Origin of the sequence: Thalassotalea sp. ND16A (genome assembly GCF_000764205.1) — a bacterium.
Lineage (GTDB): Bacteria > Pseudomonadota > Gammaproteobacteria > Enterobacterales > Alteromonadaceae > Thalassotalea_A.
The window spans coordinates 14,960-38,304 of the sequence record NZ_JQDZ01000018.1 but is presented as its reverse complement, the minus strand read 5'-3'; the positions used below and the strand labels follow the sequence as shown (position 1 = coordinate 38,304).

At 46.2% G+C, this 23,345-nt stretch carries 16 protein-coding genes; 10 read left to right on the top strand and 6 right to left on the bottom strand.

The features are described from left to right. The first annotated feature begins 209 nt into the window (after nucleotides 1-209). Nucleotides 210-1,484 (top strand): aromatic ring-hydroxylating oxygenase subunit alpha, encoded by a 1,275-nt coding sequence (locus ND16A_RS15530; RefSeq protein WP_052072852.1) that lies wholly within the window; start codon nucleotides 210-212, stop codon nucleotides 1,482-1,484. Between the two features lie 592 nt (nucleotides 1,485-2,076). Continuing rightward, nucleotides 2,077-3,669, top strand: coding sequence for a BCCT family transporter (locus ND16A_RS15535; protein WP_033076317.1), 1,593 nt, complete (start codon nucleotides 2,077-2,079; stop codon nucleotides 3,667-3,669). Between the two features lie 352 nt (nucleotides 3,670-4,021). Here ND16A_RS15535 and ND16A_RS15540 read toward each other — a convergent pair whose 3' ends face one another. The 6 genes from ND16A_RS15540 to ND16A_RS15565 all read right to left on the bottom strand — a co-directional run bounded on the left by ND16A_RS15540 (nucleotide 4,022) and on the right by ND16A_RS15565 (nucleotide 11,666). After that, a complete protein-coding gene (locus tag ND16A_RS15540) occupies nucleotides 4,022-5,383 on the bottom strand; it encodes an L-serine ammonia-lyase (protein WP_033076316.1) in 1,362 nt (453 codons plus the stop codon). Between the two features lie 184 nt (nucleotides 5,384-5,567). Next, nucleotides 5,568-5,801 (bottom strand): formate dehydrogenase subunit delta, encoded by a 234-nt coding sequence (locus tag ND16A_RS15545; RefSeq protein ID WP_033076315.1) that lies wholly within the window; start codon nucleotides 5,799-5,801, stop codon nucleotides 5,568-5,570. Nucleotides 5,802-5,824: 23 nt separating this feature from the next. After that, nucleotides 5,825-6,676 carry a formate dehydrogenase accessory sulfurtransferase FdhD gene (gene fdhD, locus ND16A_RS15550; RefSeq protein WP_033076314.1) on the bottom strand — a complete coding sequence of 284 codons (852 nt, stop codon included), beginning with the start codon at nucleotides 6,674-6,676 and terminating at the stop codon, nucleotides 5,825-5,827. Then, a complete protein-coding gene (gene fdhF / locus ND16A_RS15555; RefSeq protein WP_033076313.1) occupies nucleotides 6,663-9,563 on the bottom strand; it encodes a formate dehydrogenase subunit alpha in 2,901 nt (966 codons plus the stop codon). The genes fdhD and fdhF overlap by 14 nt, the downstream gene beginning before the upstream one ends. A gap of 1 nt (nucleotide 9,564) precedes the next feature. Continuing rightward, entirely contained in the window at nucleotides 9,565-11,178 is a 1,614-nt protein-coding gene (locus tag ND16A_RS15560) for a formate dehydrogenase beta subunit (RefSeq protein ID WP_200880801.1), read from the bottom strand. Further along, complete coding sequence (locus ND16A_RS15565) at nucleotides 11,175-11,666, bottom strand: formate dehydrogenase subunit gamma (RefSeq protein ID WP_033076312.1); 492 nt, start codon at nucleotides 11,664-11,666, stop codon at nucleotides 11,175-11,177. The genes ND16A_RS15560 and ND16A_RS15565 overlap by 4 nt, the downstream gene beginning before the upstream one ends. 463 nt (nucleotides 11,667-12,129) lie before the next feature. On the opposite strand from ND16A_RS15565, the gene ND16A_RS15570 reads away from it, so the two are divergent. The 8 genes from ND16A_RS15570 to etfB all read left to right on the top strand — a co-directional run bounded on the left by ND16A_RS15570 (nucleotide 12,130) and on the right by etfB (nucleotide 23,316). Beyond that, entirely contained in the window at nucleotides 12,130-13,176 is a 1,047-nt protein-coding gene (locus tag ND16A_RS15570) for a GlxA family transcriptional regulator (protein ID WP_033076311.1), read from the top strand. 219 nt (nucleotides 13,177-13,395) lie between these two features. Further along, entirely contained in the window at nucleotides 13,396-15,294 is a 1,899-nt protein-coding gene (locus tag ND16A_RS15575; protein WP_033076310.1) for a hypothetical protein, read from the top strand. Nucleotides 15,295-15,615: 321 nt separating this feature from the next. Then, complete coding sequence (locus ND16A_RS15580; protein ID WP_033076309.1) at nucleotides 15,616-16,602, top strand: dipeptidase; 987 nt, start codon at nucleotides 15,616-15,618, stop codon at nucleotides 16,600-16,602. A gap of 3 nt (nucleotides 16,603-16,605) precedes the next feature. After that, nucleotides 16,606-17,151 (top strand): 4-vinyl reductase, encoded by a 546-nt coding sequence (locus ND16A_RS15585; RefSeq protein ID WP_033076308.1) that lies wholly within the window; start codon nucleotides 16,606-16,608, stop codon nucleotides 17,149-17,151. 50 nt (nucleotides 17,152-17,201) lie between these two features. Continuing rightward, nucleotides 17,202-19,262 carry a dimethylglycine demethylation protein DgcA gene (gene dgcA / locus ND16A_RS15590; protein ID WP_033076307.1) on the top strand — a complete coding sequence of 687 codons (2,061 nt, stop codon included), beginning with the start codon at nucleotides 17,202-17,204 and terminating at the stop codon, nucleotides 19,260-19,262. Nucleotides 19,263-19,338: 76 nt separating this feature from the next. Next, nucleotides 19,339-21,300 (top strand): (Fe-S)-binding protein, encoded by a 1,962-nt coding sequence (locus ND16A_RS15595; protein ID WP_033076306.1) that lies wholly within the window; start codon nucleotides 19,339-19,341, stop codon nucleotides 21,298-21,300. Continuing rightward, the gene (etfA, locus tag ND16A_RS15600; RefSeq protein ID WP_033076305.1) at nucleotides 21,297-22,535 is read left to right on the top strand and encodes an electron transfer flavoprotein subunit alpha; all 1,239 of its coding nucleotides are present in this window, start codon (nucleotides 21,297-21,299) and stop codon (nucleotides 22,533-22,535) included. Before ND16A_RS15595 ends, etfA begins: the two co-directional genes overlap by 4 nt. Continuing rightward, nucleotides 22,525-23,316: an electron transfer flavoprotein subunit beta gene (etfB, locus tag ND16A_RS15605; protein ID WP_033076304.1), complete on the top strand. Its 792-nt coding sequence runs from the start codon at nucleotides 22,525-22,527 to the stop codon at nucleotides 23,314-23,316. The genes etfA and etfB overlap by 11 nt, the downstream gene beginning before the upstream one ends. Nucleotides 23,317-23,345 lie beyond the last annotated feature (29 nt).

Sequence of the window (23,345 nt, the reverse complement as noted above, 5' to 3'; positions counted from 1 at the left end):
GTTGATCTAGATCAATATCCGCGGGGAATTGCAATTTTTGGTCGGTATTAATGAGTTTTTTGGTCGTTTTTAGGCAAATCGATTGGCGCGGTGACACTCACTATCTTAACCAAGAAAGAATACGAACATCTCGTTGGTTGAAGTTGTTCATTATCTCAATAAACATCGACATCTAATATTGTCGCCTTTAAAGCATTAAGGAATTACTCATGACTTGTTCCCATGAACAGCAAAATTTACTGGTTACGCCAGCAAACGAATCGACCCAGGCCGTTGCTGAAACGCTAGAAAAACACCCCATAACGTTTTCTTTACCACAGCAGTTTTATACTGACGCCGATGTTTTTCAAGTGGAAATGGAACAAATTTTTTATAAAGAATGGCTGTTTGTTGGTATCACCGGCGAAATCCCGGACAATGGTAATTTTATCACCCTGGATATTGGCGATAACCCGATCACCGTGATTAGAGATCAAAATGGCGAAGTACGCGCTTTTCATAATACCTGTCGTCACCGCGGTTCTAAAATTTGTCTGGTTAAGCAAGGCAAGGTGCCTAAGTTAGTATGTCCTTACCATCAGTGGACTTACGAATTAGACGGCGATTTACTGTTTGCCGGTACGGAAATGGGCGATGATTTTGATAAGAATGATTATGGTCTGCACAAAGTCAATTGTCGTGTAGCCGGTGGTTATATTTTTATCTCTTTAAGTGATAACCCCACCAATATCGACGGCTTCTTTGAAGACTTGACTCATTATTTGGAACCTTATGACTTAGATAATTGTAAGGTCGCAGTCGAAAGTACCTTAATTGAAGATGCTAACTGGAAGTTAGTGATTGAAAATAACCGTGAGTGTTACCATTGTAACGGCAGCCATCCGGAATTACTCAATACCTTACTGGAGTGGGACGACACCGAAGATCCACGCGCCAGTGATGAATTTAAGGCGCAAGTTGCGGCCAAACAAGCGATGTGGGAAGCCGAAGGCATTCCATATAAACATGTTTCTCATGGTCATGGCCTGCGTAATCGCATTGTGCGGATGCCGTTACTCGAGGGCACCGTGTCGATGACCATTGATGGTAAAGCGGGTTGTAAAAAATTAATGGGTCGTATTCAAAACCCTGATCTGGGTTCAATGCGAATTTTGCATCTGCCAAACTCATGGAATCATGCGATGGCGGATCATTTAATTGCTTTTCAGGTGTTGCCATTAGGACCACAAAAAACGCAAGTAACCACTAAGTGGTTAGTCCATAAAGACGCGGTGGAAGGCGTTGACTATGACGTAGAACACTTACGCCGAGTTTGGGATGCAACCAATGTGCAAGACCGAACGTTAGCCGAGAACAATCAGAAAGGCATTAATTCGAAGGCCTACCAGCCAGGTCCTTATTCGACCACTTATGAGTATGGCGTAGTAAATTTCATCGATTGGTTCAGCGATACGATGCAGAAAAACATTAAAGAGTCATCGTAAAGCGTTAATCAACTTGGTATCCTACCTTTACCGGTTGGCGGGGTTTTAACCTCACATATTTAAAGATCTGTCGCCCTCAAATCCAGTGATTGATATCACTGGATTTTTTTTACTGGTTGGCGTGGCTTTAACCTCGCATAGCTAATTGCCTAGCTATCCTCGCTGAGCAGGAAATAATTAACTATTATTGCTATAATATACGCGGCAGGCCGTATGCCTTTTGACGAAAAATGCCTTTTATTACAAGTCTATTGCAAGCCTGCCACTGATTTTTTTAAACGTCTGTCAGAGTTCTGAATTGCGTATAAAGTTATTAGCCTGGGCATAAGTCGGTACATGTTACCTGCGTCTCGTATTTGGATAGTTTGATTTAGATCAACTCTGACTTAATGGAATCAGTTGGTGTTTCTGCCGTGAACTTGGCAACACAAATTTATTTTGAGTGGCACTCTCGTATTAATCGAGTAACTCACTTTCAATAGAGGATGTGAATTTTACACCCTTCACCCAGATGATTATAAACTGATACCTAAATTAACAGTTTATAGACATCTTTACTTTTACTTATAACAACTACAAAAGGTGGTTTATCATGGTGGCGAATCATGGCCTGTTAAAAGGCATGAATCCAGTATCAACCCTTGTATCAATGGCAATCATTACGTTGTTCGTATTGGCCGGTGTATTTTTCACCGAACAATCGGCGGCGGTATTTACAGCGATATCGGGTTGGATCTTGGCTTATCTGAAATGGTATTACATTGGCATTGTCGCAATATTCTTATTTTTCTGTATCTGGCTGGCGTTTAGTCGCTACGGTAACTTACGTTTAGGCGATGATGATTCACGACCTGAATATAGTAACTTCTCGTGGTTTGCCATGCTGTTTAGCGCAGGAATGGGCATAGGTTTAGTGTTTTGGTCGATTGCTGAACCTATTTACCACTTTCAAAGTAATCCATTTATCACTGAGGGACTAACGGCGGAAGCGGCACAAGTTGCTATGCGACTGACCTTTTTCCATTGGGGACTTCACCCATGGGCAATTTATGTCATTGTCGGTTTGTCGTTGTCTTATTTTTCTTACAGAAAGAAATTACCGTTAACCATTCGCTCTGCACTTTACCCATTGATTGGTGATAAAATGTATGGACCGATGGGGCATGCGGTTGATGTGCTTGCGGTATTTGGTACTGTATTTGGGGTAGCAACGTCGTTAGGCTTAGGCGTTACTCAAATGAATACGGGCCTTAATACCATGTTTGGTATGGAGGTTTCCCTCGGTAATCAAATTATGCTTATTGCCGTTATTTCGGCTGTTGCAACAATATCGGTAGTCTCAGGTGTCGGTAAAGGGGTTAAAATCTTGTCGGAAGTCAATATGTGGCTAACGATTGGTATTTTAGTATTTTTACTTTGCTTTGGTCCTACTCGTTATTTACTCGGCAGCTTATTGCAAAATACTGGCGATTATTTAGGTAATGTTTTATCACTAAGTACTTGGACAGATGCGAACGATAATAGCCAGTGGCAATCCTGGTGGACCGCATTCTACTGGGGCTGGTGGATGGCCTGGGCACCATTTGTCGGTATGTTTATTGCGCGTATTTCTAAGGGTCGCACCATTCGTGAATTTATTGTCGGCGTACTACTGGTACCAACGATGTTAGGTTTTGTTTGGTTAACTCTGTTCGGTAGCACCGCAATATATCTTGAGCTGTTCCATCAAATTACCAACGACGCGGGTGAGCTGGTTTCGGCTGTTGGCCAAGCGGGCATCGTTGACGCCGTTAAGGCCGATGTTACGCAAGCGTTGTATGTGACATTAGACAAGCTTGATGCCGGCTTCATTGGCACTATCGCAGCATTTTTAGCGACGTTGCTGATTGCCACATACTTCATTACTTCATCAGACTCAGGCACCTTAGTGGTGACAACAATTTTGTCAATGGGTGACTCACATCCACCAACCAGCCATCGTGTGTTTTGGGGATTGGGGGAAGGCGCTGTCGCCGCCATCTTATTAATGGTAGGCGGACTCAAGGCTCTGCAAACAGCTTCGATTACCGCGGCATTACCATTCTCCTTTGTGATGATAATCATGATGTGGGGCTTGATGAGATCGCTCAAACAGGAGGGCGTGGTCCCTTTGGTACATCGCCAATCTAAACTAAGCAGTACCTAGTTACGATTTCAGATTGGTTGTATTTAAAATTGAAAAAGCCAGAGCAATAAAATGCTCTGGCTTTTTTGTACAAGGAAGTACTTAAACCCGGCAGGCAGGAAGCCTTTTGAGGGGGGGGCGGGGGGCAACCTCGGGTAATTACCGCAGGTAACCGAAAGTGGCTCTCACAATAACGCGAGAATGAATTCCCGCCAACCAGGTATCGAACTCAAGCACGCTACTTTCTGATGAGGTCCCTGCCTCGCGTAACTGCCCTGGACGTAGTTAATTTTTTGGATAAAAAAAGCAGGTCAGCGCTAACGCTAACCTGCTTTCATTATGCTTTGATAGTTATCTTCTAGATGGTTCTCTTTTAACAGGCCACCACATTAATGGCTAAGCCACCTAAAGAGGTTTCCTTATATTTACTCATCATATCTAAGCCGGTTTGGTGCATGGTGGCGATAACATCATCTAAGTGCACATGATGGATACCATCATCTTGCAGCGCCAGTTTACTGGCATTGATGGCCTTTACCGCGCCCATAGTGTTACGTTCAATACACGGTACCTGCACTAAGCCATCGATGGGGTCGCAGGTTAACCCCAGATTATGTTCCATGCCAATCTCTGCTGCGTTTTCTACTTGCAATGGCGTGCCTCCCATTACGGCTGCCAGACCCGCTGCTGCCATTGAACAGGCGACACCAATCTCACCCTGGCAACCCACTTCCGCGGCCGAAATAGAGGCATTGCGATGATATAACAAGCCAATGGCCGCGGCGGTGGCTAAAAACTCGATAATTGCTTCTTCATCACTTTTACTGTGGAACTTTAAATACCAGGCAAGAACGGCAGGAATAACCCCAGCAGCACCATTGGTTGGTGCGGTAACCACGCGTCCGCCGGCAGCATTCTCTTCGTTGGTGGCCATGGCAAACAGGTTTAGCCAATCCAGTGTGTCGAATTTATCCTTGTTGCTTTGGTCGATTAACTTTTGGTGCATTTGATGAGCACGGCGTTTTAGTTTTAAACTGCCAGGTAACACACCGGGCGTTTTAATGCCGCGTTTGATGCAGGCATCCATGACCCGCCATATGTTTAATATGCTGTTATTGATGTCTGGCGCGCCTAATTGTGTTTCGTTGGCTAACATGATTTCAGCAATAGACTTGTTTTCCTGTTGACACAAAGTGAGTAATTCACGCGCCGAGTCATAAGCGTAGGGTAGACAAATTTGTTCACTCTGTTGCTGAGCAAGCTCAGACTCCTCCATCACAAAACCGCCACCGATAGAGAAGTAACGGCGGCTGAGCAGGGCATTGTTGTTTTTATCATAAGCACAAATTTGCATGCCATTGGCATGTTGCTCTAAGAACTTGGTAAAGTTGAAACGTAAGTCATCGCTGATGTCAAAGTTGATGCAGCGCTCGCCGGCAAGAATGAGCTCGTTACTCTCTTTTACCCGTTCAATATAAGGCTGGATATTGTCAGGGTCGACCTCGCTCGGTGTTTCTGCCATTAAGCCTAAGATGCAAGCGGTATCGGTGCCGTGACCTCGACCGGTTAACGCCAAAGAACCGTATAAATCGATGCGGACTCTGCTGGTGTGTGTTAACAAGTCTTGCTGCTTTAAGGTTGCCACAAAACGATTGCCGGCGACCATAGGTCCGACGGTATGGGAGCTCGATGGGCCGACGCCAATTTTAAATAAATCGAAAATACTGTGTGCCATGTTAATGAATCTCGCTGAGTTTAAATAACTTATTCGTGACAACATAACAGCGTGCAAAGCCACGCGCTATCTAATATTTGTAAGGTGTAGCGATTGGATAAATGGGTGTCGTGATTGGATGGTTTTCTGGTTGGCGGGACTTTAATCTCGCAAAAAAAATGGCGATTATCATCGCCATCTAGATTTAATTTTCAGCAGTTATTTTGATTTCTCTCAGTGCCAAAATAACCATGCCTTCCAATTGGTAGTTGTCATTGTTTGCCGCCTCTGCAAGTTGAGCACGCATGCTTGGCGCCCAGAAGCGATTGATGTGATGACTGATCTCAGTCACGCATTGTTGTTGCTCTTTACCATGCAATAAATTAAGCGCAATTTGATTGGCCATATCTACCACATATTTTAAACGATCATCTGACATATGCTGCTCTCTTGGTTCTCTACTTAACTGTAAATTGTATGGCGACCATTACGGGCAAAACCGACTAGCGTCATGCCAGTATTTTTTGCTATGTTTATCGCCAACGCTGTCGGCGCCGAAACTGCCACCAACATGGTGATACCAGCAACTTGTGCTTTGCTGATCATTTCATAACTGGCACGACTGGATATCAGCACAAAACTGCTATGATTGATGTCAACTTTTGACGTATTGAGTGCGCCAATGAGTTTGTCTAATGCGTTGTGGCGACCAATATCTTCGCGGATCAGTTTAATGTTACCGCTCTCATCACACCAGGCCGCCCCATGAACGGCACCGGTCAGTTGTTGCAGTGGTTGATGCGCTTGTAAGCTGACCACCGCTTTTTGTATTGCCTGATTGGTAACCTCGCTTAGTTCTCGCGGTTGCTGCTTATTGCTTTGGCTTGAAGTTGATGCTGTTGGTTGATTATTCATCGCTTGTTGCAACGATTCTGCGCCGCACAAGCCACAACCGGTGCGACCGGTCATATTACGCCGCTGTTGTTTTAACCGCCATATCGCTCTGCTGGTAACTGTGATATTTAATTCAATGCCTAATTCTTGCTCGGAGGCACTAATGTCCAGTATTTCACTGGCATCACGGACAATTTTTTCGGTTAAACTAAAGCCCATGGCCAAGTCGTACAAATCGCTTGGCGTACTCATCATCACCACATGAGAAATGCCGTTATAGACCAAAGCAACGGCAGTTTCTTCAGCGATGTTATCCATCGCTGATGTTAGCGAGTCATTCAAGACGCGCAGCACTTGCTGTTGCTGCGCTGTGGGCATATTGACGTCGGTGTCTGCTACCATGATGTTATGTTTCAGCAATTTGCCCCCCGTTTTTATTCTTTAAATATTGCGCCTGGCGCTGGCTGAACTGCTCATACTCTGCTTGCCATTGCGACGGCTCATCGACCCGGGTTGCTTGCACTGCGGTTACCTTATATTCAGGGCAGTTAGTTGCCCAATCAGAATTTTCAGTGGTGACCACATTGGCGCCGCTTAACGGATGATGGAAGGTAGTATAAACAACCCCTGGTTGCATGCGTTGACTAATGCGCGCGCGTAATGCGGTAGTGCCGGCACGACTGGCAATACCGACCCAATCGCCATTATTGATGCCTCTGTCTTCGGCGTCATTAGGATGGATCTCCAACACGTCTTGATCATGCCAAACCTGGTTGTCGGTACGTCTGGTTTGCGCGCCGACGTTGTATTGGCTTAAGATGCGACCTGTAGTTAATAATAACGGAAAACGTTTATTCGCCTTTTCCGCTGTTGCCACATATTCAGTAATGGCAAATTTACCTTTTTCACCGACAAAATTTTCGGTGTGCATGATTGGCGTGCCTAATGGTGCCTGGTCATTACACGGCCATTGAATCGAGCCAAGTTGTTCTAACTTTTGATAACTTACACCACTAAATGTTGGCGTTAAACGCGCTATTTCATCCATGATCTCACTTGGATGCTGATAATTCATCTCATAACCGAGTGCTTTGGCCAGATCGACGGTGACTTGCCAGTCTTCCTTGCCTGCCAGCGCCGGCATGAGTTTACGCACCCGAGAAATGCGGCGCTCGGCATTGGTAAAGGTGCCATTTTTTTCCATAAATGACGAGCCCGGTAAAAATACATGCGCGTATTTTGCCGTTTCATTAAGGAAGATATCTTGCACAATTATGCAGTGCATCGAACTTAACGCTTTTTGCACATGTTGGGTGTTAGGATCCGACTGGGCAATGTCTTCGCCTTGACAATACAAGCCCTTGAAGTCGCCGTGTATTGCGGCCTCGAACATATTGGGAATGCGCAAACCGGGCTCACTATCTAATGAAACCTGCCATTCTTGTTCGAATAAGTTGCGCGTGCTTGCTTCGCCAACATGACGGTAGCCTGGCAGCTCGTGTGGAAACGAACCCATGTCACAAGAGCCTTGCACGTTATTTTGGCCGCGCAGTGGATTCACCCCGACACCTTCCCGGCCAATATTACCGGTAACCATCGCTAAGTTAGCAATCGCCATCACCGATGAACTGCCTTGTGAGTGTTCGGTAACGCCTAAGCCATAATAAATGGCACCGTTGTTCGCGGTGGCATAAAGTCTGGCGGCGGCACGTAATTCGCCAGCGTCGACTCCGGTGATTGCCATGGTGTTTTCCGGTGAATGGCGTTGATCTTTTATATGTTGAAGCCATTGCTGGAAACTCGCATCATCACAACGACGGTTAATAAAGTCAGCATCCTCCAGGCCTTCGTCAACAATGACGTGAGCCAGAGCGTTGATTAACGCAACATTGGTACCTGGGCGCAGCTTAAGATGATGTTGTGCTTTGGAATGTGGGCTGTCGATAAGATCTATGCTGCGCGGGTCGGCCACAATTAATTTGGCCCCCTGGCGCAAACGACGCTTAAGCAATGAGCCAAACACCGGGTGCGCATCGGTTGGGTTAGCGCCAATAACAAGCACCACATCAGATTGCATCACCGACTCAAAAGTTTGGGTACCGGCTGACTCGTTTAAGGTGGCCTTTAGACCATAACCCGTTGGTGAATGACAAACCCGGGCGCAGGTATCGACATTGTTATTTTGAAACACTGCCCGTACCAGTTTTTGCACCAAATAGGTTTCTTCGTTGGTACAGCGCGACGAGGTAATGGCACCTATGCTATTGCGCCCATACTCATCCTGAATGTCGGTTAAGCGTTTGCCGGCAAACTCCAATGCCTCTTGCCAACTGACTTCTCGCCAGTCTTGTTCAATATTATCGCGGATCATCGGGCTGGTGATCCTGTCCTGGTGGGTAGCGTAGCCAAAAGCAAATCGGCCTTTAACGCAGGAATGTCCCTGATTCGCCAGGCCATTTTTATCCGGCACCATTCTCAGCACCTTATCGCCTTGCATATCAGCACGGAACGAGCAGCCGACGCCACAATAGGCGCAAGTGGTAACTATGCTGTGATCGGGCTGACCATTATCGATCACTGATTTTTCGGTTAATGTCGCGGTTGGACAAGCTTGCACACAAGCACCACATGACACACAGTCGGAGTCGATAAAATCCTGGTTTTGACCGGCGCTGATACGCGAGTCAAACCCTCTACCATCCACCGTTAAGGCGAAGGTACCTTGCACTTCTTCACACGCTCTGACACAGCGAGAACAGACAATGCATTTAGAATCGTCAAAGCTAAAGTAGGGGTTCGATGAGTCGGTGGCGCCATCGAGGTGATTTTTGCCATCAAAGCCATAACGCACTTCACGTAAACCAACGGCACCCGACATATCCTGAAGCTCACAATCACCATTGGCTGGACAGGTAAGGCAATCTAGCGGGTGATCGGAAATGTACAGTTCCATAATGTTGCGGCGCAGTTTTGCGATGTTCGCATTTTGCGTTTGCACCTTCATGCCATCTCTGACCGGCGTGGTACAAGAGGCAGGCATGCCACGCATGCCTTCAATTTCCACCGCACACAACCGACACGAGCCAAAGGCTTCTAAATTGTCACTGGCACACAGTTTGGGAATATTTATATCGGCGATAGCGGCGGCTCGTAATACCGACGTACCCTCGGGGACGACAATATTTACGCCATCGATTTGTACGCTAACTTGCACGCTGGATTTCGATATTGGCGTGCCTAAGTCTTTACTAAGATCGGCTCCTTGGCTCGCCGCTGACTCGGTTTTGGGGTCGTAATAATTTATCATCTTATTGAGCCTTTTCGGTTGATGGTTGCGGCAAAAAATCATCGGGGAAATATTTCAGCGCACTGCGCACCGGGAATGGGGTCATGCCACCCATAGCACACAAAGATCCAAATTCCATGGTATCGCATAAATCGTGTAATAGGTTTACGCTGTCTTGTCGCTGCTGTTCGTCATTATCGGTACTGATGATCTTATCAATGACCTCAACACCACGAACCGAGCCGATACGACATGGCGTACATTTACCACAAGACTCGACTTCACAAAACTCCATGGCAAAGCGAGCTTGTGCTGCCATATCCACGGTATCGTCAAAGGCGACGATGCCACCGTGGCCCAGTACCGCACCAATGCTGGCAAATTCTTCATAATCGAGCGCCGTATGCCATTGTTCTGCAGGTAAATAAGCCCCCAAAGGCCCACCCACTTGTACGCTACGCATCGCTCGTTTGCTTTTGCAGCCATTGCCGTATTGCTGCAGTAATTCATTTAGGGTGATACCAAAAGCCAATTCAACCAGACCGCCCTGGGCGATGTTTCCCGCCAATTGGATCGGTAAGGTGCCACGAGAGCGACCCATGCCAAAGTCACGATAACTGGCACCACCATGGCTTAAAATATAAGGCACAGAGGCTAGTGATATGACGTTATTCACCACGGTTGGTTGACCAAATAAACCTTCGATGGCTGGCAATGGCGGTTTGGCGCGAACTAAACCACGCTTGCCTTCGAGGCTTTCCAGCAATGAAGTTTCCTCACCGCAAATGTAAGCGCCAGCGCCCAAACGCACTTCTAAATGAAAGCTATGTTCACTGCCACATATATTCTCGCCGAGATAACCCGCCGCTTTCGCGTTTTTTATCGCCTGGTTTAAAATGTGCTGGGCTTGCGGATACTCACTGCGTAAATAGATATAGCCCTGATTTGCCCCGACACTAAGGCCGGCGATGATCATGCCTTCGACTAACACCAGGGGATCGCCTTCCATTAGCATGCGATCGGCAAAGGTACCTGAATCGCCTTCGTCGGCGTTACAGACGATATATTTTTGCTGCTCTGGCTCATCCAATACCGTTTGCCATTTAATTCCGGTGGGAAATGCGGCACCGCCACGTCCTCTAAGACCTGAGTCTTTTACTTCATCGACTAACTGTTGCGGGGTTTTTGCCAGGGCGTTGGTTAAACCGACAAAGCCGCCATGACTAATGTAATCATCAACATCGATGGGGTCGATAATGCCGACTCGGGCAAACGTTAATCGTTGTTGAGATTTAAACCATGGCAACTCTTCGGTGAAACCCAGACATAATGGATGCTCAACGACATCATCAAAACACTGCTGGTTAATGATGTCGCTCACATCTTTAGGCGTCACCGGACCATAAGCGACACGTCCCTTGGCGGTGTTAATTTCTAATAAAGGCTCTAACCAAAACATGCCGCGAGAGCCATTCCTGACTAATGTTGCCGCTAAATCAGGTTGCGAGCTCAGTATTTTGTCAACCTGTGTTGCTATATTGTCGCTACCTTTAGAGCGGGCGGTAGTATCTAAAGAAACGTAAATTTTTCGTGCGGCTAATGGCATTGAGCTGTCAGCTGAAGGTGAGTGATTCATTTTAACTCCAACGAATAAGTATTTAACGACTCGAGAATTTGCTCAAATTTTTGTTGGTCTAATTCGCCATGAATATCATCACCAATGCGCATCGCCGGAGAACACGCACAATTGCCCAAACAATAAACCGGTTCTAGGGTATATTGCCTGTCTTTGCTGGTCTGATGATAATCGATGGCCAAACGTTGTTTGATATTTTGCTCTAACGCTCTTGAGCCCATGGCCTGGCATGATTCGCCACGACAGACTTCGATAACATGAGTGCCGGGTTTTTCGCTGCGAAAATGATGATAAAAGCTGATCACCCCATGCACTTCCGCCTTAGACACATTTAATGCCTTGGCGATTAACGGTAGTGCATTGGACGGAATAAAAGATAAGTCATCCTGGATGGCATGTAGTATAGGTAACATTGCTCCGGGCAATGATTGGTGTTGCTCAATAATAGTTGCAATCTGTAGCAGGCCTTGCTCGTTGGTGGCAGCCATAATAATCCTCTGGGCATTGTCACATTTAAAGCATTATCAAATAACTGCTGACCCTGGATCGTGCCGATTAAGACATCTTCATAGCTAATTAAGACATTTGTTCGCTGCACGCATAATTGAAAAATTAAATGAAACCTTAATGAAAAGTTACAGGCTTGTTAACAAATGTCGCTTTTGGGTATGGCGAGTGTCGTAATTCGAATGGTTTTAAAGTACCGTATATCTATTGTTATACCACTTTTTGATTTCGGTCGTTTTGTTGATCTAGATCATGTCTTGCTCTAGATTGATTTTTGTTTTTTTTGATCCAGATCAATTTTTGAGCGATAATGAGGTGTTGTCAGTTAGATTAAAACAGAAAAATAACAAAGATAAAAATATAACAAAAAATAAACAAAGTTATTAGGGGTAAATCATTAACCGATTTTTAACCTGAACAGCAATAAACAAGAGGAACAGCTACATGCCATTAGCACAATCGAATAGCAGTCAGTCACCGATAAAATGTTCGCACGTTGGTTTTTTATTACAGCCAAATTTTACCATGTTAGCCCTGTCATCAGCAATCGAACCAATGCGCATGGCCAATCAATTGTCCGGCAAAACCCTATATCGTTGGACTATTCTTAGTGAAGATGGTCGCTCAGTCACTGCCAGTGACGGGCTAAAGGTTGAGGTTGATTCCTGCATCAATAATCATGTTAATTTCGATACTGTATTGGTTTGTGGCGGTGTCGATATTAAAGGCACAGTCACCCGGAAAACCCTCAGCTGGTTAACCCATTTATCACGCTGTAATATCGTTTTAGGCGGCATTTGCACCGGCAGTTATTTGCTAGCCAAAGCTGGTTTGTTAGACGGCTATCAATGTACCATTCATTGGGAGTTATTGGCGAGCTGGCAGGAAGAGTTTCCTTTTTTGCAAAGCTCAAATCAATTGTTTACCCTTGATCGCGAACGGATGACTAGTTCAGGCGGCACGGCACCGATAGACATGATGTTGCACGTGATCTGCAAAGAATATGGTAAAGAGTTGTCGACGGCGATTTCAGACATGTTTACCCATGAGCATATTCGTGATGAAAATGACCAGCAACGCATACCATTACAGCATATTGTCGGCGCCACGCAGTCAAAATTGCAAGATGTAGTGGCGTTAATGGAAGCAAACATTGAAGAAGTGTTATGCCTCGATGAATTGGCGAAATATGTTGATTTATCACGTCGTCAGTTAGAGCGACTGTTTCAAAAATACCTCGACTGCTCGCCGCATCGTTATTATTTACAGTTACGCTTAACCAGAGCTCGGCAGCTGTTAAAGCAAACCAATATGTCTATCATTGAAATCGCCATCGCCTGTGGCTTTGTCTCTACGCCACATTTTAGTAAATGCTATCGTAATTCGTTTAACATCCCGCCGCGCGATGAGCGCAACGTTATCGCAACAAAGCTGCAATCCGCTGCCAGTAAAGAATCGAGTTTAGGCTCGGTTACGGTTAATCATCATTAAGGCGATAAAAGTTGCATTGCCAGCTGCCGTTTAATCAATAATGCAAAGACTAAGGACTAAGGACTAAGGACTAAGGACTAAGGACTAAGGACTAAGGACTAAGGACAAAAGTATTAGTATTAGTATTAGTATTAGTTGCCAAATAAGGCACAGCAGGATACCGTTTATTATTGAAGTGAAACGGTATTCTCATACCTGACTATATGCATACTTGGCAATATGAAATTATTATCTTTTTTAAATTCTGAAAATTCCGCAAAAGACCATCTCCAAATTCAGCAGAGTGGCCAGCGTCGTATCGATCGCATGGCGCAGTCTGGAGTGGGTAAATCATCATTATGGAGTCTTGCCGAAGTAGGTTGGACCGCGGGCCCGGTGACCTTTTTAGCGGCTCAAGGTGGTTATTACCTGGGGTTTGGTAGCTGGTTACCCAATGAAAACCTGATCTTCTTTGTCGGTTACACCGTATTAATGGGCGTGATTGCCGTCTTGGTCAAGTTCATCTACAAGGCGACCAAAGGGCAAGTGCTAGCAGATGCCAAAGAGCAGTTGTTGTTAGTTATCGGTGGCTTACCTGATTTTATTTTCTCCGTCAGAGATCTCACTCTTTCTCGTATGGAACCCGAATCTCGACGCTATGAATCGGCGCGAATATTGTTACAAAAGTCTGATCTTGGTCCGCAATGGCTGTCCCTGGCGGTAAATAGTATTATTGATTCACCGGTGATTTCTCGTGCCGTAGCCGATATTGAAATTTATTGGCGTGCGGGCATGTACAGTCGTATTCACGATATTAACCAAGAACTTAGCACTGACATCTCGGCCGCACTGGCGAGTTTAGAGCCAGACCGTCCGCGCCTGGCCCGATTGTTAGAACAACGCTTACATGGTAAAAAAAATACTCTGCGTAGCGGTGTAGAACGAGAGCCATTTTTCATTGAACGTATATTTTCGGCAATTGAAGAAGATAACGAAGACATCATGGGCTTGAGCGATGTTGAAGAAGTATTAACCTTGGCTTTTGAACTCTTATCCGGACGACGCATACCTATGTTGGTGGTTAACTGTGTTGGCTCATCGCAAATGGCCATCGCCACCGAAAAACTGGAAAAAGAGCGCTCCAAATATCGCATCGCCAGAGCACGTGGTTATAGCCAGCTGTTGGCCTTGGCTAACTTTTTAAGTGACAGTAATTTACTCGATTATTCGACCGTAGCAGAGCGCTTGCCAAGCCGTGATTTATTGCAAATTTGCCTCGACACCCTAGATCAACTTTGCCAACACATTTGCTCCGATATCGAGAGTGTAGAAAAGCGTGAAGTCGTCGATATGCGAGCGTTAAAACTCAATCATAGTGTATTGATTAAGGCACTGGAGTTATATCAGCAAGCCTACCAAAGTAGTGCCATGGCTCTCCGTGAGCATGCTGATTTCTTACAAGACATTAATAGCTGGCAGCGAGTGAATCGAAAATACGCGGATGCCAACACCAAAGTATCGGTCACCGGTAAGCGCGGCCTGCACATTGTTGAACGGCAAATACAGTTAAGTGATGCGGATAAAATCACCGTGGTTAAAAAAATCGCTCATCACTTTAACAGCAATAGCATACTGTCAAAGGCGATAAAAAATCGCAGCCAACAGAGCAATTGGTTGGTAAGTAATCAACAGGTTCGGGCGGCGAAACAATTGGCAATAGACTTGGCATTGGCCCTGGACCCTTGTGTCTTTATCAGTTTACCTGAGGTGCAACGTGCCATCTATACTTCTAACGCCGTCGATTTAGGCAGCTTTGAACCCGGTTTGAGCACCACCACCAAAGTTGGCTGGGGCGAGTCGGTAGCAAAAGAAGTGCAAAAAGATATGGTCAAGGCTTCGGGACAACTGGCACAAGCGATCCATCGCTACTATGGCATTTGTTTAGGGGACGAAGAGCTCGACTTTATGCATCAAACCTATGGCATGGATAAACAGTACGTTATTGACTATTATGTTGAAAATGAACAAGGCGAGCAATCTAGTAATGTATTTGAGCCGCGTCCGCCATTAATGATCCCCGCGGATAAATTTGCCTGGCGTAAAACATTAATATTGTACCGCGAGCATATCAAATTCTGAGGTTTTGATTCACGGATGAATACACTTAGAATTGCCACGGACCGTTCATTCACATCCGTGTGATCACGGCATTCATTACATCGTGTAAATCATGGCGTAAATTCTGCTAACACCGAAAATCTGAAAAATGGGAGTATTGAGCAATTGCTGTTTTTCCCGAGCTCAGCTTCACAATTCAATTAACGACATTTACGCCGTTTTTAGTATGGTCGGTGTCGCATTCTCCCATACCATGCTATTTGCCTTTGTTAGACTGACTTTAGTTTAAATTTGCCTGTGATTGATCAACATCGATCTCACAGCATTGATGAGGTCAGTTTAATGAACACAGCAAAAGCTTTAGCGTTACATCAAAGCTCAATAATTTTCGATGGTTTAGTCATCGCAAAATGGAACCGCGATTTATTCGAAGACATGGCAAAAGGTGGTCTAACTGCCGCCAACTGTACTGTCTCGGTGTGGGAAGGGTTTAAAGATACCATCGACAATATCACCGAATTTAATCAATTCTTCCGTGATAACAGTGATTTAATCATGCCAGTGCATACCACTAGCGACATCGCCAAAGCGAAACAGCAGGGCAAAACCGGCATCATTCTAGGCTTTCAAAATGCCAATGCCTTTGAAGATCAAATTGGTTACGTCGAAATATTCAAAAAATTGGGTGTTGGCGTTGTGCAAATGGCTTACAACACGCAAAACCTGATAGGCACCGGCTGTTATGAACGTGACGGTGGCTTGTCGGGCTTTGGTCGTGAAATCGTTGCTGAAATGAATCGGGTTGGCATCATGTGTGATTTGTCGCATGTTGGCCCACAAACCTCAGAAGAAGTGATTTTAGCCTCCACTAAGCCGGTGTGTTATTCCCACTGCTTGCCTTATGGGTTAAAAGAACATCCACGCAACAAATCGGATGAAGAATTACGTTTTATCGCCGAGCACGGTGGTTTTATCGGCGTGACCATGTTTGCCCCGTTCTTGAAAAATGGCATCAACTCTACGGTCCATGACTATATTGAAGCGATTGATTATGTGGTTGATATTGCCGGCGAAGACTGCGTTGGTATTGGTACCGATTTCACTCAAGGCCATGATCAACAATTCTTCGATATGTTAACGCACGACAAAGGCTATGCCCGTCGGTTAACCGACTTTGGCAAGATCATAAACCCTGAGGGCATTCGTACCTTAGGTGAATTTCCTAACCTGACTGCCGCGATGTTACAACATGGCTGGTCTGAATCTAAAATCAAAAAAATCATGGGCGAGAACTGGGTTCGCGTTCTAAAAGACGTCTGGGGAGAATAGACAATGAGCAATTTAAATACCGCGAGCCACAGTCCGGATATGCCGATTGAGGTCGACAATGAGACTGGCGTTTGGACCACAGATGCATTGCCAATGTTGTATGTACCACGTCACTTTTTTGTCAACAATCATATGGGCATTGAAGAAGAGCTAGGCGCCGAAAAATACGCCGAGGTGTTATACAAAGCCGGTTATAAATCTGCTTTTTACTGGTGTGAAAAAGAAGGCGAAGAGCACGGTATTGGTGGTGAAGCCTTGTTTGAGCACTACATGAAGCGTTTATCACAACGCGGTTGGGGATTTTTCATCACCGAACAACTCGATCTTGAACAGGGCACTGCCAAGGTACGATTAGAAAACTCGGCCTTTGTCTATCAATACGGCAAGGTGAATCGCAAAGTGGATTATATGTTTACCGGTTGGTTTGCCGGGGCGATGGATCAAATCGCGGCCACCTTGGGCTACCCGGTGAAAACCCAGGCAGAGCAGACACAATGCGCTGCCGAAGATGGCTGTGATGTTGGTTACTTTGAAGTCACACCACTATAACTTTTTAATAAAACAGCTTTTTAAAGAACGATAAATATCAGGAGCTCATCATGGCGCAGTTCGATGCACTATTTCAGCCATTAAAAATTAATCAACTTACCATACGAAATCGTGTGGTAAGTACGGCACACGCCGAAGTATATGCTACCGAAGGTGGCATGACGACCGAACGATATGTAAAGTATTACGAAGAAAAAGCCAAAGGTGGAGTTGGCCTGTCAATTTGTGGCGGCTCCAGTGTCGTCTCTATTGACAGTCCACAAGGTTGGTGGAAGTCAGTTAACTTATCTACCGACAGGATCATTCCTCATTTTCAAAATTTAGCCGACGCGGTGCACAAGCACGGCGGCAAAATCATGATCCAAATTACCCACATGGGACGTCGCTCTCGTTGGGATGGTGGCAATTGGTCGACGCTAGTGAGCCCGAGTGGTATCCGTGAGCCAGTGCATCGCGCCACTTGTAAAACCATTGAAATTGAAGAAATGCAACGCATTATTGGTGATTATGCCAAGGCTGCAGGGCGGGCAAAAGCCGGTGGTTTAGATGGTATTGAACTGTCCGCGGTACATCAGCATTTAATCGATCAATTCTGGAGCCCACGGGTTAACCAGCGTGACGATGAATACGGCGGAAGTTTTGAAAACCGCATGCGTTTTGGTATGGAAGTATTGCATGCGATTCGTGCAGAAGTGGGTCGTGACTTTGCTGTTGGTCTGCGCATTTGTGGTGATGAATTTCATCCCGATGGGCTAAACCATGACGATATGAAAGAGATTGCCGCTTATTATGATGCCACCGGTTTGCTCGATTTCTTCAGCGTTATTGGCTCTGGCTGTGACACGCATAATACTCTGGCCAATGTTATCCCGAATATGAGCTATCCACCGGAACCATTTTTACATCTAGCCGCAGGCATTAAAGAAGTGGTGAATTCGCCAGTAATGCATGCGCAAAACATTAAAGATCCGAATCAGGCACAACGTATTCTCGAGAGTGGTTATGTTGATTTTGTTGGGATGACCCGTGCACATATTGCCGACCCGCATTTGATTGCCAAAATCAAACTGAACCAGGTAGATCAAATCAAACAGTGTGTTGGTGCCAACTATTGTATCGACCGTCAGTACCAAGGCTTGGATGTACTGTGTATTCAAAATGCGGCGACGTCGCGTGAATCGACGATGCCACACATTATCGACAAAACCGAAGGCAAAGTTCGTAAAGTCGTGGTTATTGGTGGCGGTCCTGCCGGTATGGAAGCGGCACGGGTTTCTGCCGAGCGTGGTCATGAGGTTATTTTAATTGAAAAAAATGCCGAGCTTGGCGGGCAAATTACCATCGCCTCGAAAGCACCGCAGCGTGACCAAATTGCCGGTATCACTCGCTGGTTTGCGTTAGAACTCGACCGCTTGGGTATCGATCTGCGCCTTAATACCGCTGCCGATGAAGCGATGATCCGCGAGCTCAATGCCGATGTGGTCATTTTGGCTGTTGGCGGTAAACCTTTCTTAGCACAAAACCCGCATTGGGGGGTCGAAGAAGGACTATCGGTAAGTACCTGGGATATCTTAAATGGCGACGTTGCACCAGGTAAAAATGTCCTGGTGTATGACACCATTTGTGAATTTAGTGGTTTATCAGCCGCCGACTTTTTAGCGCAAAATGGCTCCTTGGTTGAGATGGTCACCGATGATATTAAACCGGGTGCCGCGGTTGGTGGCACCACGTTCCCGACTTATTACCGTAGCTTGTATGAAAAAGAAGTGATCATGAGCTCTGATTTAATACTGGAAAAAGTCTATCGTGAAGGCGATAAACTGGTGGCGGTATTAGAGAATGAGTATACCGGCCAGCAAGAAGAGCGTGTCGTCGATCAGGTGGTGATTGAGAATGGCGTCCGTCCTGATGAAGAAATTTATCTGCAACTGAAAAGCGATTCTCGTAACAAAGGTCAAATCGATATTGAAGCGCTTTATGCAGCACAGCCACAGCCAATATTGGCAGAAGAAGGTGAGGGCTATTTGTTGTATCGCATTGGCGATTGTGTGTCGCAGCGTAATACTCATGCGGCAATATATGACGCATTGCGTTTATGTAAGGATTTCTAGAGTCCCAACAGCTTTTAGATTGTATACCACCGCTCTGTGCGGTGGTATATGCCTAGGATAATTAATAGGTATTGTTATGTCATCATCGGAATTTCTTTCCCAATTTCTGTTTACCCTCATATCAGCAGCCTTGTTGCTGACGTTAATCGGTGCAGTTAAACGTGTGTTGTTGTGGTCACAGGGACAATCATCAACGGTACATTGGCGTGGTTTATTGCAGATCCCGCGCCGCTACCTGGTTGACTTACATCATGTGGTTGCCCGTGATAAATATATGTCCAATACCCACGTCGCGACAGCGGGTGGTTTTGTGTTGTCGGCGATATTAATCGTATTGCTTTATGTATTTCAGCTACAGCTGCAGCTATTGACCTGGGCATTACTCGGCTCATCGTTGTTAATGTTTGTTGGCAGCATCTTTGTCATGATAAGGCGCCGTAACCCGCCACCTAATTTATCTTTGGGTAAATGGCAACGATTACCAAAAAGCTTGATGGTGTTTTCATTGAGTTTTTTTATCCTCACCTTACCGGCAACGGGAATATTGCCAAGTGACACCGGTGGTTGGTTATTAGCACTGCTGTTAGTGATTGGCATTATCTGGGGCATTGGCGAAATGTTTTTTGGCATGACCTGGGGCGGACCGATGAAACACGCCTTTGCTGGTGCTTTACATTTGGGCTTACATCGACGCCAGGACCGATTTGGCGACGGTCAGTCAACCGGCCTAAAAGCGATAGATTTAACCGCGAATAAACTTGGCGTAGAAAAGCCGGTCGACTTTAAGTGGAATCAGCTATTAAGTTTCGATGCTTGTGTTGAATGTGGCCGCTGTGAAAACAACTGTCCGGCATTTGCCGCAGGGCAACCGTTAAACCCGAAGAAGCTGATCCAGGATATGGTGATTGGCATGGCCGGCGGCGATGACGCAAAATTTGCTGGCAGCCCGTATCCGGGCATTAAAGTTGGCACCCATAAAGGCGGGGCGATCATTCCTATCGTCAACATCCTGGTAGAGAGCGAAACCTTGTGGTCGTGTACCACTTGTCGAGCTTGTGTTGAAGCCTGTCCAATGATGATTGAACACGTTGATGCGATTGTCGATATGCGCCGTTTTGAAACGTTGGAGAAAGGGCAAACCCCGGGCAAGGGCAACGAAATTCTAGAAAACCTGAGCGCGACCGATAACCCCAACGGTTATGCACCGAATACCCGGATGAACTGGGCGGCGGATCAAAACCTTACTGTGTTTGGTCATAATGCGGATAAACAAGAAGTCACTCAGGCTGACGTACTGTTATGGATTGGTGACGCGGCTTTTGATATGCGCAACCAACGCACATTGCGGGCCATTATTAAATTACTGCGCGCCGCCAATGTCGACTTTGCCGTATTGGGTGATGCCGAATGTGACAGTGGTGACCTGGCAAGACGCTTGGGTGATGAAGCCAATTTTCAGCGTCTGGCGAACAGCAATATCGAAACAATGAATCAATACAATTTTAATACCATAGTGACTGCCGACCCGCATGCCTTTCATTGTCTTAAGAATGAATATGGCGAGCTTGGTGGCAACTATAACGTATTGCATCACACCGGATTCTTTGCCGAGCTGGTTAACCAACAGAAACTTAAGCTAGACAATAGCAAAGAACTGGCGCTGACTTATCACGATCCTTGTTATTTAGGTCGTTATAACGGTGAATATGACGCTCCGCGTTTCTTGTTAGAGAGCATGGGGGTCAAAATAAAAGAAATGCAGCGCAGTAAATCAACCGCTCGTTGTTGTGGCGGTGGTGGTGGTGCACCGGTTACCGACATTCCGGGCGAGCAACGTATTCCAGACATGCGCATGGCGGATGTCACCGAGACCAAGGCTGAGATTGTCGCCGTCGCCTGTCCGCAGTGTAATTTGATGTTAGAGGGCGTGGTTGAACCAAGGCCGGAAGTGAAAGACATTGCCGAATTAATGCTGGATGCGCTCATTGAAAGCACGGGTGAAGGTGTGGTTGCAGACCAAGTTGGAGGTGGATCATGAGTGAATTATTCCGCCGTGACCCAAGAGCAGAGTGGATAGCGCGTAATCGTCTGCATCCACTGCATCAAACTCTGGATAGTGGGCCGGTATTCGGACCAACAGGATTACTGCGTAAAAACCCGCATATCATTGGTTTTATTGGTCCCAATGGCCTGAAACGCATCGACCGCTCAGGGGCATCTAATGATACTGGCCAAAGCACTCGCCGTACAGCTGCAGCGCGCGAAGTGGTATTGCCGTTGCATCAAGTCGCTGAGCCAGCATTTTATATTGTCGTAGTGCTTGACCTGGTATCCGGGCGTTTGAATGGCCATGACAAAGACACCCTAGGTCTGGCACAACAATTGGCGAATCGCAACAATGGCGGTGGCGCAGTCGTCGCCATTGCCTTTGGTGAGCTAAAAGATGACTCGTTGGATAAAACTGGTGTTGATCGCCTGATCCATCTCGACGGGCAGCAATATGCCAGTTATAACCCTGAGCAACGATGTAATGATCTGCAAGGCATTATTGCTGAGTTGGTGCCGCAACATATCCTGTTGCCGGATAGCATTAATGGTGGCGGCGATTTAGGCCGTCGCTTGGCAGCTGCATTAGAGCTGCGACCTGCTTGTGGGGTATGGAAATTAAATGACGACACCGTTATTTGTCGAGGCAGTGCTGGTAAGAGTGATATTACCCGACCGTTAAGCAAGCTGTTGCTGGTGATGGAAGAGTGTTGTGAACCAATCAGTGAAACGCGACATGAAAGTATATTAATGCCACAACAGTCAAGCCAATTCGCTGACGGTAAATTGTTTGATCACGGCAACATTAGTGTTGATCCCAATGCTATTCCGCTGGCAGAGGCTGGTTTTATTCTCTCCGGTGGTAATGGTATTAACGACTGGCCACAATTTCATCACACCGCGAGTGTGTTGGGGGCGACTGAAGGTGCGAGCCGGGTCGCGGTCGACGATGGCAATATGCCACGTGAGCGACAGGTGGGCGCAACGGGTACCTGGGTGACCGCACAGGTTTATATTGCGGTTGGTATATCTGGCGCTATCCAGCACATGCAAGGTATTGCTCCATGTGACAAAGTTGTGGCGATCAATACTGATGAGGGTTGTGACATGGTCAAACGTGCCGACTTAAGTGCCATTGGTGACAGTACTGAAATATTAACTCGATTGGTAGAACTGGTTGAGCACAGAAAACAAACCATTAATGAAGGGGCGACAAATGAGCAATGATAACTTGTCGGTGATATCGCTGGTTTCTATCGGCGAACATCCAACCTCGCGTCGACCAAGACGTGCCGAGCAAGACGCGAGAGCGATAGAATTGGGTCTCAAACTGGTCGGCAATAATTTGCAAACCTTGCACGCTGGTCAGGTTTCTGACGATCCAAGACAGCAAACGGCATTGCGCAGTTACCTGGGCATGGGGCTTGCGGAGATAAATTTGTTAGAAATGCCAGAGCAAGCAGACGCTATTTTGGTTCTTGCTGAACATTTAAAACAGCAAAATTCAGATATTATTTTGACCGGTGTACGGGCCGAAAGTGGCGAGTCGTCCGGCATGCTGCCTTATTTACTGGCAGAACAGCTTGGCATGGCAATGGTCACCTCAGTTACCGATATTTTATCTGTCGATGAAGTCAATAAACAGGCGGAAGTGTTACAAGCCTTGCCGCGTGGCCAGCGCCGGAAGTTGAAAGTGGATTTACCCTTTGTCGCCAGTGTCGACATGGCCGCAGCTCTGCCAAGGCAAAGTGCCTTTGGCCCGGCGATGCGTGGACAGTTTGAAGCAACACTTGGTGGTATCTTCGCCGATCAAGAGTCGCCGTTATGGCAAACAACTGACGCCAAAAAACGGCCGAAACGGCTTAAAATAGTCAAGGCGAAAACCGCGGCTGATCGCTTTAAAGCGGCTACTGCCAAAGCCTCTGGCGGCGGTGGTAAAGTGGTACATGGCGTAGAAGAATCAGCACAAGCGATCCTAGATTTGCTGGTGGAAGAAGGACTTGTTTAAAACTATGTTTTAAAATTTCAAGCTGATTT